Origin of the sequence: Nodularia chucula CCY0103, from assembly GCF_963923915.1 — a bacterium.
Taxonomy (GTDB): Bacteria; Cyanobacteriota; Cyanobacteriia; order Cyanobacteriales; family Nostocaceae; genus Nodularia; species Nodularia chucula.
The window spans coordinates 15,700-28,089 of record NZ_CAWUOL010000001.1; the positions used below are offsets into that span (position 1 = coordinate 15,700).

Below are 12,390 nucleotides of genomic sequence, written 5' to 3' on the forward strand. Positions count from 1 at the left end.
TATAGAATATGCAAGAAGGAAGCTCTATTTGGGGACATCTAGAAAAACAACATCGCCCAGTTAAGAAATGGATTGATTGGGTATGGATAGTTGTACTAACGTTGGCCGCAGTCTTATTATTTACTATCAATCTTGGGGGACTACCTCTGGGAGATGGCGATGAAACGACTGTTGCACAGGTAGCTAGGGAAATTTGGAATGCACCACCAGGCTCCACGCGATGGCTATACCCGACTCTGGGAGGTGAACCCTATTACAATAAACCCCCTTTAATTCATTTGTTGATTGCTGGGGCTTATGCTTTAGGAGGAGCAGATGAATGGACGACGCGTTTACCTAGCTCAATTGTGACATCATTATCTGTACCTTTGCTGTACTGTATTGGCAGAGAGATATTCCGTCAACCTTGGGCGGCTATTTATAGCGCTGTAATATATGTGACACTGCTACCAGTGGTGCGTTATGGCAGATTGGCCGTTTTAGATGGGGTAGTAGTCACCTTTTTCATGATCATGATGTTGTGCCTGTTGCGATCGCGCCGGGATTTACGGTACTGTCTTGGTATTGGCATCGGATTAGGGTTGATTTGTTTAACCCAAGGATTATTAGGTATATTGCTAGGTGCGATCGCCATAGTCTTTCTGTTTTGGGATACACCCAGATTACTCACCAGTCACTACTTCTGGATCGGCATCTGCATAGGTATATTACCAGTAGCTGCTTGGTATAGCGCTCAACTCCTGCACTACGGTAACAGTTTTGCTCAAGTTGGACTAATTAATCAATCCCTCAGCCCCATCGGGAGCAGCATTCCCAGAAACACCGCACCACCCTGGTACTATCTCCAGCAAATTCTCCTATGGACATGGCCTTGGTTAGTATTTTCACCCCAAACTGTGCGCCTAATTTGGGAAAATCTTAACCTTAGCTGGGCAAAACTCTTGCTGGTATGGAGTCTGCTCTATCTAGTGATCATTTCCTGCATGAGTATAAAACAACCCTGGTACTTATTCCCTATTTACCCCAGTTTAGCCTTAGCCTTTGGCGCTCAGTTAGCGGAAATAGATAATTTACCCATCACATCATCCTATCCCCGAATTTGGGTAGCTGGTTTATCAATTTTAGCGGTGGTAGCCTCTGGTGGTAGCATTTATTTCACCAGTGGCGCATTACCCAGAACCGACTTACAACTGATTTTTGCCTCTGTAGCCTTAACCATGACATTAGCCGCCATCTTAGCAGAACGGGGTAACGGGCAATTCCTCAAAGTTTTGTTGTGGGGAAGTTATGTTTCTCTACTACTACTCATGAAATCAAACTACTGGATTTGATACTTCCCCTACTAACCTAGAGGTGTAGCGGGAGATTCTTGCTTCACTTATCTTGAACATTTTCGTTAATCGGTAACTGCTGATCATAATTAGTATTTTGCTGGGTGATAGCCATCATACTGAAAACCAAAACCAAACCCACAGCCAAATTTAATATAGGACGCTTGATCAGAATAAAATCTCGTATAATTCTAGCTAAAGGACTACTTTGACGACGCAGAGACGAACAAAGCATAATTTGTTTCAGCATATACGGGTCACGGACATAATGGCCACTGGGACACACTACTAGTCTTTGATGACAATAGGGACAGCTAAACAAGCCAATATGTGATTCGGCTATTCTTTGGCTGGCATTCTTTTGACAAATTGGGCAAGCAACATAATCATTATCAAAGGTGTGTATATTCATCTACCTTGTCCGCCTAGTCTATTTACTCACTGTATAACAATAGCCATATTCCACATTGGGGGAATACTTAGTAGTTGTCGCAATTATATTTGTACGAAATATCGGTCAATGGCCGCTACACGAGTATAGCTATATTTAGCTAAACCTGTGTCAATCCATCAAATTATACTTAACTTGCCTGCTGCATCAAGAATGACTGACAATGGGAAGTAGCAGCTAAGAATTTAATTTTTTTCTTAGATTTCTAGAAAATTACCTCACCCCTGAATGACTCTCTTACCTCCCAGCGAACTGAGGAAGGTAACGGAACAACCTATATTTCCTGCACCTTCTACTCCTTTAACACAAATAATAAACAGGTTTCAACTCTCCCCAGAAACTGTCGTCCTCTTTTTAGCCCTCCTCATTGGCGGTGGTACTGGGATGGGCGTAGTCACATTTCACTATTTAATTGAGCTAATTAATTACCTGATGCAAGCCAAATTCATTGGTGCAATTAGCATTTGGGGTAATTGGACTCTCGCCTGTGTCCCCATTCTGGGGGGATTAATTGTGGGATTAATGCGTTGGTATGCTGAAGACTTTGGCCCTGGACTATCTTCGATGATTGCGGCTTCCCAGGGAACAGAACTAAAGCAACAATTACGACCAGTAACCAAAATGTTAGCTGCATCCGTATCCTTGGGAAGCGGTGCTTCCTTGGGAACTGAAGGGCCAAGTGTAGAAATTGGCGGAAATTTTGGAATGCTGTTGTCTGCAATTCTGCAAGTGTCTCAAGAGCGACAAAGGTTACTTTTAGGTGCTGGGGCGGCGGCTGGGTTAGCTGCTGGTTTTAACGCTCCCATTGCTGGGGTATTTTTTGCCCTAGAAGTAGTCATGGGAGCCACATCTTTTGCCACCTCTGCCGTCAGTGTAGTGCTGTTAGCCGCAGTAGTAGCAGCATTAATTGCTCAAATTGGCTTGGGCGCACAACCTGCTTTTGATTTACCAGTATATCAAGTCCGCAGCCTCTTGGAATTACCTCTTTATCTGGGGTTGGGTTTAGGAGCAAGTTTAGTTGCTCTCATTTATTTAGCCACAATTCGGTTCGCAAAAAATACCTTTAAGGGCTTAACTTTAGGTTTTGGGTGGTTAGGAGATATCCCTAAACCCTTTCATCCCTTAATTGGTGGTGTGATCCTGGGGGGAGTGACTTTAAAATTTCCCCAAGTTTTAGGCATCGGTTATGAAACTGTAGAAGCTATGCTTCAGGATGTAGAATTTTCTCTACAGCTCTTGCTTATCTTATTAGTCCTGAAATTATTAATCACGGCCATTAGTAGCGGTAGTGGCTTTGTGGGTGGTTTATTTGCACCAGCCATGTTTTTGGGTGCTTCTTTTGGCTCTGCTTATGCTAAAACTATAATCTTGTTATTTCCGCCAGTTGCTGAAGTGATGGCGGCTCCCCCAGCCTATGCCATGGTGGGGATGGCGGCAGTTTTAGCGGCTAGTGTCAGAGCGCCATTAACGGCTATTTTGATGTTATTTGAATTAACTCGTGACTACCGCATTGTTTTACCTTTAATGGCAGCCGTGGGTTTAAGTGTCTGGGTGACAGAACAGTTGAAGCCCAATTTTAACTCTAATTCTAATCTGCAACAAATTGGCTTGTCGGAGTTGAAAGATCAACAGGCGGAAATTGTGCAACAAATTTTAGTCGAAGATGCCATGATCACCTCCCCGAAAAAGTTACCCGCTAGTTTGGGAGTTTTAGATGCAGCTGTCGAGATGATTAGCGATCGCTGTCGTAGTGCTTTAGTAATTGATCAAGCAGAAAAACTAGTTGGTATTGTATCACTGGAAGATATTAATCGCTGGCTGTCTGCACCTTCTGTCAGCGAAATTGCTAATCATCCATCTCATCATACCCTCATGGATATTTGTACCACTGAAGTTCTTTTTGCTTGGCCTGATGAACTGTTATCAGAAGCTTTAGATCGGATGACTCTTCGAGGTTTGCACCAATTACCTGTGGTAGCCAGAGATAATTATGAATACATTTTAGGGTTACTAGAACGGGAGCAAGTTGCCTTAATATGCAGCTTGGCTGTCACACGTAAGGCAATTCAACCCTATTTATCGGAAACAATTCCTGGAATTTAACTAATATTGACATACCTCCTCTTCCTGAAGGATAGAGGATTCCTTAACGCTTCATTGGGTTGTGCTATCGAAATAGTCTGACCATCCCTCAACGTTCGTTTAAAGTCTCCCAATGCCCTATGGCGACTATATTACAATTTTAGCAGAAAGCCGTCCTAAAAGCGGCGCACTGAGCAGCTCGACAGGCTCACTGTATCACTTGCCGAAGTGAACGGGGCTTGTATCCCATTATTTTCGGTCAGTGGCCAGTGCAACATTTGACAACTGACAACTGACAACTGATTAAGCAGAGGCTTCTATGGCTTCTATGGCTTCTAAACCTTCTTTCTCATCTTCGTCTACCTGTCTCAGACGAATATGTTTTTTGCCCAGGGTGATCAAAAACTCATCTCCAGGTTTCAGATTCATCTGTTTTGTGTAAGCTGAACCTATCAGTAAATTACCATTTGATTGCACGCTAATTCTATAGCTGGCACTGCGTCCGCCACGTCCATTAGCACTGGGTGAACTGTCTAACTGAATGCCTTCAGCATCAATCAGGGCATTCAAAAATTTCATCATATTCACACGCTCTACACCATTTTTGGTAACGGTATAGTAGCCACACTGCTTGGCTTTATCGTCTTTGCTCAGGCTCTCTAGCTCTTTAACTTTCTTCAGGAGTTCTTCACCCTGTAGGGGGTCTATTTTTTTCTGTTTAGGCATCAACTTAGATGGAAAATGAGTGGTTGAAGTAGTTGAATCGATTTTATTTTAGCCGACAATGAGCTAGTAGGAACAAAATCCTTTAGTTTTTATCTCAGCTTTGCCAAGTATATTACACTCTAATGTGAAATTGTTACACAATTATCTATATTGTCAAGATAATGTATTCTCTATAATCTTGATCTAGTGATCTGCTTTGATTTATGTAGGGAGGAAGTAGGGAGTGCTGAATTTTTTCACAATCAAATATAAGTCCTATAACTATATCCACTTGGTGAATCACTGCTAAACTATATTTATTTAAGTTTCCTCAAGTCCTCACCCCAACCCCCATACTCAGTTAACTTGATCATCTTCTGTTCAGATGATCAGCAAGATTGATCTTTAATCATTTACCATTAGTAATTATTCACTGGTCAGTGGTGAAAATAAACCCACAATTCTCAGCATGAAACTAACTACCAGAGGGCATTACAGTGTAAAGGCATTGTTAGATTTAAGTTTACAGCCAGGTTATGGCCCCGCATCAGTGAGGGCGATCGCACAGCGTCAAGATATCCCCGCACCTTATCTAGAGAAGTTACTCATAGAAATGCGTCGGGCTGGATTAGTCAAATCAATTCGGGGTAGCATTGGCGGATATCAACTAGCATTAAAGCCAGCCCAAATTTCTATAGGTCAAATTTTAGAATCCGTGGGCGAAACTATTACCCGTCTACCACATCATACCCCCACACCAGATCAAACTGAAGATTGGGTAACATTCACTCTTTGGCAAAGACTCAATCAAAAACTCAAAGAGGCTTTATACAGCATTACTCTCGCGGATCTCTATTATGATGCTCGCAGTTGGCAGGCTTCTTTAGGAGAAGAAGCGAGTTTTGTTGTTTAGTGATTGCATATGAACTTTAATATGCAAAATAAATCAGTCTTATGTGATTTTGATCATTGCCGCACTACTAGATTACTGCATTAGTAACCCTGGAATTGCTCTTATGTAGTGACAGTATTACTCTGGCTAATTTTAATCAAGATGTTATTAGTTGGTAAGTTTCTTGGGAAAAAGAAGCTAATTTTGTGGTTTAGTGATTGAGCATTGCCTTTCCTATCGAAAAAATAAGATCATCTGTGATTTTGATCATTGCCGCACTACTAGATTACTGCATTAGTAACCCTGGAATTGCTCTTATGTAGTGACAGTATTACTCTGGCTAATTTTAATCAAGATGTTATTAGTTGGTAAGTTTCTTGGGAAAAAGCAGCTAATTTTGTGGTTTAGTGATTGAGCATTGCCTTTCCTATCGAAAAAAATGAAATCATCTGTGATTTTGATCATTGCCGCACTCCTAGATTACTGCATTGGTGATCCGTGGGGTTGGCCTCATCCAGTGCAAGTTATGGGGTGGATAATTTCTCGCCTGACTAAATTTTTTATTTCGGTCTGTCAGCATCCTCTTACACAACGCATAGCTGGAATTTTGTTAGCTATCACCTTAATAATTGGTAGCGGCTATTGCGGTTGGTTAATAATGAAAGTTACTCAAAAGTGGCATCCATTATGGGGAATCACCCTAGAAAGCATTCTTTTAGCCAGTTGTTTTGCTGCTAAAAGTCTCCGCACAGCTGCTGAAGCAGTTTTAGAACCATTGACAGCCGGAAATTTAGCATCAGCTCGTGATGTTTTAAGTAACTATGTAGGTCGAGATACTCAACAGCTTTCAGAACCCGAAATTTTGCGGGCTGTGTTAGAAACTGTCACAGAAAATGCTACTGATGGGGTTATGGCTCCACTTTTTTATGCAACTCTGGGTGCTTGTATACCTGGTGTGGGTTTAATTCCTCTGGCTTTAGCATATAAAGCTAGTAGTACCTTGGATTCAATGGTGGGTTATCGAGAAGCGCCTTATACTTATTTAGGGTGGTTCAGTGCTAGGTTAGAAGACTACTTAACTTGGCTACCTTGTCGCCTCACAGTGATTTCCTTGGCGCTGTTATCCGGTAAACCCTTAGATGTTTGGCGGATCTGTTACCGAGATGCAGCCAAAGATCCCAGTCCTAATTCCGGCTGGAGTGAATGTGCTTATGCTGCTATTTTAGGTGTGCAAATGGGAGGTACAAATTTTTATGGTGGAGTCCCTAAACCAAAACCACTGCTAGGAGACGCTATTCATCCCATTACTCCCAGTGACATTCAAACTGCTTTATTATTGACTCGATATTGTTTTTTATTGTGGTTAGCTATAGCGATCGCATTATTAGTCATACTAGTATCCAAACCAACACTCTACCCCTTCTCTAGCTAAACTATAGTCATCGGCTTTGAATTTCCAACTTACTTATGTGAGTGGGGAGTGGGGAGTGGGGAGAGGGAAAACGGCCTCAGAAATCAAATGGAGTCTTATATGTCTGCTAAAGTAGTTGAAATTCTTTCCTCAGAAGACCTGCGCCGCACTTTAACGCGTTTGGCCTCTCAGATTGTAGAAAAGTCTCGTGATTTATCCCAACTAGTTCTGATTGGTATTTATACTAGAGGGGCGCTATTAGCAGAATTACTGGCACGTCAAATTGAAATACTAGAGGGTGTCAATGTGGCAGTGGGCGCATTAGATATTACATTCTATCGAGATGATCTTGATAAAATTGGTCTGAGGACTCCAGCCAAAACCAAGATTCCCTTTGACCTGACGGGGAAAACAGTTGTACTGGTAGATGACGTAATTTTCAAAGGTCGGACCGTTCGCGCTGCGTTGAATGCTGTGATTGAATATGGTAGACCAGAAGTTATTCGTTTAGCCGTTCTCATAGACAGAGGTCATCGAGAAGTGCCAATTCACCCAGATTTTATGGGTAAGCAGCTACCTACAGCTAAGGAAGAAATAGTTAAAGTTTATTTACAAGATTGGGATGGTAAAGATGCTGTGGAGTTGATGAGCGCAAATAACTAAAAGCTACTGTCCTATGGGTGAAAAACAGAGTAGAATTTTGACATAACACAAAAGGCTACTGAGCGCAGCCGCAGTAAAGGTTATCCCTACTCCCTAGCAATCATGCGTGCTAATCAACAAGCGATTGTCGCGGAACTTAGTCAAAGGGCGCTAGCTGGGAGAAATTTGACTACATTGATGAATCTTTGTGTCACTCTTGTTGCCCAAAATCTCAAGATTGAATATTGCAAAATTTTAGAACTGTTGCCAAGCGGTAATAAATTATTACTACGGGCGGGAGTTGGTTGGCAATCTGGTCTGGTAGGACAAGCGACTGTCAGCAATGATATTAATTCCCAAGCTGGTTATACTCTGCTATCTGAGGAACCAGTGATTGTAAGGGACTTGAATCAAGAAAGGCGATTTAGTGGCCCAGCACTGCTACAGGAACATGATGTAGTTAGTGGTATGAGTGTGGTGATTCATGGTCAAGAATCTCCTTTTGGCGTATTAGGCGCACATACGACTAGACAGCGTGTTTTTAGTAAAAATGATGTTTATTTTCTGCAAGCTGTAGCCAATGTACTAGCCACAGCCATCCAGCGTCAACAATTTGAAGACGCACTCAAAACTAGTGAAGAACGTTGGCATTTAGCTGTACGCAGTACCAATGATGGTATTTGGGATTGGAACGTAAAAAGTAATAAGGTATTTTTTTCCCGGCGCTGGAAGGAAATGCTTGGTTATAAAGATGGGGAAATTACTGAGAATATTAATGAGTGGTGTTCGCGGGTACATCCCGAACAGGCAGAATCTGTGCAACAAGCAATTGCTGACCACCGCGCCCAGAAAACGCCTTTTTTTATTAGTGAGCATCAAATTCGATGTCGGGATGGCTCTTACAAATGGATTTTGGCTCGTGGTCAGGCGGTGTGGGATGATGATGGTTACGTGGTGCGGATGATTGGCGGGATAATGGATATTAGCAAACGCCGGGAAGCTTTGGAAGAACTGCAACAGGTACAAGCAGATTTACAACGTCAAAACTGGCGATCGCAATTATTCGCTGATATCACTCTCAAAATTCGTCAGTCTTTACAAATTGATCAAATTCTCCAAACCAGTGTGACAGAAGTACAAAAACTCCTGCAAGCTGACCGAGTATTAATCTTGCGGGTGCGAGCCGATGGTACTTACATTGTTCGCAAAGAAGCAGTAGCACCTGGATTACATGAGGTGATCGGCGAAATCATTGGGGAAAATTCCCTGGGAGCAGATCACATCGAACAATATCGCCAGGGATGGATTAGTGCTATTTCTGATATAGAACAAGCTGCACTCGAACCTGCTTATGTGCAGTGGCTACAACAATTTGGCGTGAAAGCTAAACTAATTGTGCCAGTGTTCCGGGAAAATCAACTTTGGGGATTGCTAATTGCTCATCAGTGTGATTGTCCCCGACGATGGACAGAGTGGGAAATTCAACTACTACGAGAACTAGCTGATCAAATCGGTATTGCCCTGGATCAGAGTTTAGTGCTAGATAAGGAAACTCGTCAAAGCCAAGAACTAGCCCGCTCTAATCAAGAATTACAAGAATTTGCCTTTATCGCCTCTCATGATTTGCAAGAGCCACTGAGGAAAATTCTTACCTTTAGCGATCGCCTACTCACTACCTGTAACAATGACTTAAGCCCACAAGGAAAAGATTATCTTCAACGAATGCAGAATGCCGCCTTGCGGATGCAAACTTTAATTAAAGACCTCTTGACACTTTCACGGATTACCACCAGAGCGCAGCCTTTTGTGGCGGTGAATTTAAACCAAATAGTACAAGAAGTCTTATCAGATTTAGAAATCAGGATTCAGCAAAGCAATGGCAGGGTAGAAGTGGATGATTTACCTACAATTCCCGCCGATCCCCTGCAAATGCGCCAACTCCTGCAAAACCTCATCGGTAACGCCCTGAAATTTCACCGCCCCCAAATACCCCCCGTAGTCAAAATTTATAGTCAAATTTTGCAAAATCAATCAGAAGAACTTTCTGTAGTTTCCGAAATCTGCCAAATCACTGTTGAAGATAACGGAATCGGTTTTGCTCAAAAGTATGTTGACCGCATTTTTCACATTTTTCAACGTTTACATAGTCGTCAAGAATATCAAGGTACTGGTATGGGTTTAGCTATCTGTCGCAAAATTACTGAACGGCATCGTGGAACGATTACAGCTTACAGTCAGCCAGGAGAAGGAGCAAAATTTATTGTCTCCTTACCGATGAATCAACAATTTTAATTATTCTCTCTCTAGGAGGATTACTAATAAACTGCAAACTGGCATTGTCTAACTTAAGAGATATACCTGGGGAGTGGGGAGTAGGGTAAAAGCCTTTCGATGTCTAACTTTTATAATCAGTTGATCTCCTAACCTACTTGGCAGTTGCTATATCTTTAGGAAGATATTGCTATTTAATTATTTATACTTTTGGACTTCTGTAGGGAAGAGGAGACATTTCAGGGTGCAAGGTAGCCAAGCAACTATCACCATATTAATGGCTGATGATGATGAAGATGACGGTGTATTAGTTCGGGAAGCATTAGCAGAAAGTCAATTGCCTATCGATTTACATATTGTCAATAATGGTGAAGAGTTACTAGATTATTTGCATAATCGGGGCTTATACACTGATCAAAGTCAAGCCCCTCGTCCAGGATTAATTTTATTAGATTTAAATATGCCTAAAAAAAGTGGTTGGGAAGTGCTACAAGATATTAAAACAGATCCCAAACTGCGGAGTATTCCTGTAATCGTACTGTCTAGTTCCGACGATCAACAAGACATACACCATAGTTATGATTTAGGTGCAAATTCATTTATTACTAAGCCAGTGTCCTTTATCGCTTTGGTGGAAATTATCAAAAACATAGGAAAATACTGGTTTGAAATAGTACAACTGCCACTATAAGGACTGGGAGGGAGGAAAGATGAATAACAAGCCAATCAGAGTTTTGTTAGTTGATGATGATGAAGACGATTATCTGTTAACTCGTGATTGGTTTAGGGAATTTCAGGTAGCTGGCTGCGACTTGTCATGGGTAGATAATTATCCAGATGCAGAGGATGCGATCGCCCAAAACAATCATGATATCTATCTCGTAGACTATCGTTTAGGAATTGATAATGGACTAAAGTTATTGCGTCAGGCGATCGCCACAGGTTGCGCCTCCCCCATCATCTTGCTCACCGGTCAGGGAGATAGAGAAATAGACCTAGAAGCTATGAAAGCCGGCGCAGCCGATTACCTAGAAAAAAGCCAACTCACAGCACCCTTATTAGAACGTTCCATCCGTTACGCTTTAGAACGTAAACAAACAGAACTAAAAATCCGTCAACAAGCTGCACTCCTCGACATCGCCACCGATGCCATTTTTGTCCATGATATAGATGACCCTGTTTTATTTTGGAACCAAGCCGCCGAGAATTTATACGGATGGAAAAAAGCAGAAGCGATTGGTAAAAAAACACAAGAATTATGGCATGAAACTAATCAACTTCTACTACAAAAAGCATTTGATCATCTTATCCGAAATGGTGCATGGGAAGGAGAATTACATCAAATCACCAAATCCGGCCAAGAAATCATTGTAGAAAGTCGTTGGACATTAGTTCCCAACTTCGGTAATACACCTCGCTCAATCCTAGTTGTTAACACAAACATCACCGAAAAAAAACAACTAGAATCGCAATTTCTCAGAGCGCAAAGATTAGAAAGTATTGGTACTCTAGCCAGTGGTATTGCCCATGATCTTAACAATGTTTTAGCACCAATTATGATGACAGCGCAGCTTCTAGAGTCGCAAATGCACGATGAACGCTCTCGGAGACTGTTGCCAATTTTAATCTCCAATGCTAAACGTGGAGCCAGTTTAGTTAATCAAGTATTATCATTTACGCGGGGACTAGAAGGAGAGCATACAGTTTTACAATTAAAACATTTAATCATAGAAATTCAGCAAATTATTAAAGAAACATTTCCCAGATCAATACAAGTTATTACCCAAATTCCTCCCCATTTGTGGACTGTCTCCGGTGATGCTACACAATTACATCAAGTATTAATGAACTTGTGTGTTAACGCCCGTGATGCCATGCCTGACGGTGGGAAATTAACAATTTTAGCCGAAAATCTCTTAATAGATGAAAACTATGCAAAAATGAACATTGATGCTGAAATTGGTTCTTATATAGTCATTACTGTCAGTGATACAGGCATAGGGATTAACCCAGAAATACTAGATCGAATTTTTGAGCCATTTTTTACAACTAAAGCCACAGGTAAAGGCACTGGTTTAGGACTTTCCACAGTTATTGGCATTATTAAAAGCCACGGCGGTTTTGTGAAAGTATACAGCAAACTCAAAAATGGTAGTCAATTTCAAGTTTATTTGCCAGCCCAAAATCTCATAGAAACTAGAGAAGAAATAGAACAAACTTTGCCCCAAGGTAATGGAGAATTGATTTTAGTGGTAGATGATGAACCTGCTATTAGAGAAATTACCAAAACATCACTAGAAAACCATAATTACCAAGCCATCACAGCCAGTGATGGGATTGAAGCCATAGCTTTATATGTCGAGAATCAACATCAAATATCTCTTGTTTTAACCGACATGGTGATGCCCTGTATGGATGGTATAACCACCATTAAGACATTACAAAAAATTAACCCAAAGGTCAAAATTATTGCCGTTAGTGGTCTAAATACCAACGAAAAAGTAAACGCAGTTCATAATCTTGGAGTTAAGGCTTTTCTAGGGAAACCATACACCGCTCATCAGTTATTGCAAGCTATTAGCACTATTCACAGTAATCAATAGCC

The 12,390-nt window shown here is 41.5% G+C and carries 9 protein-coding genes and 1 pseudogene; 8 read left to right on the plus strand and 2 right to left on the minus strand.

All coding sequences use genetic code 11. The features are described from left to right. Window positions 1-8 precede the first annotated feature (8 nt). Window positions 9-1,328 (plus strand): annotated as a pseudogene (locus ACM0OP_RS00065) (ArnT family glycosyltransferase); the annotation flags it as partial. A 46-nt stretch (window positions 1,329-1,374) separates the two neighbouring features. On the opposite strand, the gene ACM0OP_RS00070 reads toward ACM0OP_RS00065, so the two are convergent. Continuing rightward, a complete protein-coding gene (locus ACM0OP_RS00070; protein WP_414526349.1) occupies window positions 1,375-1,743 on the minus strand; it encodes a hypothetical protein in 369 nt (122 codons plus the stop codon). 267 nt (window positions 1,744-2,010) lie between these two features. Here ACM0OP_RS00070 and ACM0OP_RS00075 point away from each other — a divergent pair, with 267 nt between their 5' ends. Beyond that, window positions 2,011-3,885 carry a chloride channel protein gene (locus ACM0OP_RS00075; RefSeq protein ID WP_414526350.1) on the plus strand — a complete coding sequence of 625 codons (1,875 nt, stop codon included), beginning with the start codon at window positions 2,011-2,013 and terminating at the stop codon, window positions 3,883-3,885. A gap of 282 nt (window positions 3,886-4,167) precedes the next feature. Here ACM0OP_RS00075 and ACM0OP_RS00080 read toward each other — a convergent pair whose 3' ends face one another. Next, complete coding sequence (locus ACM0OP_RS00080) at window positions 4,168-4,590, minus strand: AbrB family transcriptional regulator (RefSeq protein ID WP_414526351.1); 423 nt, start codon at window positions 4,588-4,590, stop codon at window positions 4,168-4,170. A gap of 448 nt (window positions 4,591-5,038) precedes the next feature. Here ACM0OP_RS00080 and ACM0OP_RS00085 point away from each other — a divergent pair, with 448 nt between their 5' ends. The 6 genes from ACM0OP_RS00085 to ACM0OP_RS00110 all read left to right on the plus strand — a co-directional run bounded on the left by ACM0OP_RS00085 (window position 5,039) and on the right by ACM0OP_RS00110 (window position 12,388). Further along, window positions 5,039-5,482 carry an Rrf2 family transcriptional regulator gene (locus ACM0OP_RS00085; RefSeq protein ID WP_414526352.1) on the plus strand — a complete coding sequence of 148 codons (444 nt, stop codon included), beginning with the start codon at window positions 5,039-5,041 and terminating at the stop codon, window positions 5,480-5,482. A gap of 418 nt (window positions 5,483-5,900) precedes the next feature. Next, the gene (gene cbiB, locus ACM0OP_RS00090) at window positions 5,901-6,893 is read left to right on the plus strand and encodes an adenosylcobinamide-phosphate synthase CbiB (protein WP_414526353.1); all 993 of its coding nucleotides are present in this window, start codon (window positions 5,901-5,903) and stop codon (window positions 6,891-6,893) included. Between the two features lie 99 nt (window positions 6,894-6,992). After that, window positions 6,993-7,535, plus strand: coding sequence for a bifunctional pyr operon transcriptional regulator/uracil phosphoribosyltransferase PyrR (pyrR, locus tag ACM0OP_RS00095; RefSeq protein WP_414526354.1), 543 nt, complete (start codon window positions 6,993-6,995; stop codon window positions 7,533-7,535). Between the two features lie 102 nt (window positions 7,536-7,637). Continuing rightward, window positions 7,638-9,806, plus strand: coding sequence for a GAF domain-containing protein (locus tag ACM0OP_RS00100; protein WP_414526355.1), 2,169 nt, complete (start codon window positions 7,638-7,640; stop codon window positions 9,804-9,806). Window positions 9,807-10,029: 223 nt separating this feature from the next. Next, window positions 10,030-10,476, plus strand: coding sequence for a response regulator (locus ACM0OP_RS00105; protein WP_414526356.1), 447 nt, complete (start codon window positions 10,030-10,032; stop codon window positions 10,474-10,476). A 19-nt stretch (window positions 10,477-10,495) separates the two neighbouring features. After that, window positions 10,496-12,388 (plus strand): hybrid sensor histidine kinase/response regulator, encoded by a 1,893-nt coding sequence (locus ACM0OP_RS00110; protein ID WP_414526357.1) that lies wholly within the window; start codon window positions 10,496-10,498, stop codon window positions 12,386-12,388. The last annotated feature ends 2 nt before the right edge of the window (window positions 12,389-12,390 follow it).

What these genes read in the sequence shown, in the direction of transcription:
- ACM0OP_RS00070 (WP_414526349.1), bottom strand. Translation starts at nt 1,743, where the DNA reads ATGAATATACACACCTTTGATAATGATTATGTTGCTTGCCCAATTTGT.
- ACM0OP_RS00075 (WP_414526350.1), top strand. Translation starts at nt 2,011, where the DNA reads ATGACTCTCTTACCTCCCAGCGAACTGAGGAAGGTAACGGAACAACCT.
- ACM0OP_RS00080 (WP_414526351.1), bottom strand. Translation starts at nt 4,590, where the DNA reads ATGCCTAAACAGAAAAAAATAGACCCCCTACAGGGTGAAGAACTCCTG.
- ACM0OP_RS00085 (WP_414526352.1), top strand. Translation starts at nt 5,039, where the DNA reads ATGAAACTAACTACCAGAGGGCATTACAGTGTAAAGGCATTGTTAGAT.
- cbiB (WP_414526353.1), top strand. Translation starts at nt 5,901, where the DNA reads ATGAAATCATCTGTGATTTTGATCATTGCCGCACTCCTAGATTACTGC.
- pyrR (WP_414526354.1), top strand. Translation starts at nt 6,993, where the DNA reads ATGTCTGCTAAAGTAGTTGAAATTCTTTCCTCAGAAGACCTGCGCCGC.
- ACM0OP_RS00100 (WP_414526355.1), top strand. Translation starts at nt 7,638, where the DNA reads ATGCGTGCTAATCAACAAGCGATTGTCGCGGAACTTAGTCAAAGGGCG.
- ACM0OP_RS00110 (WP_414526357.1), top strand. Translation starts at nt 10,496, where the DNA reads ATGAATAACAAGCCAATCAGAGTTTTGTTAGTTGATGATGATGAAGAC.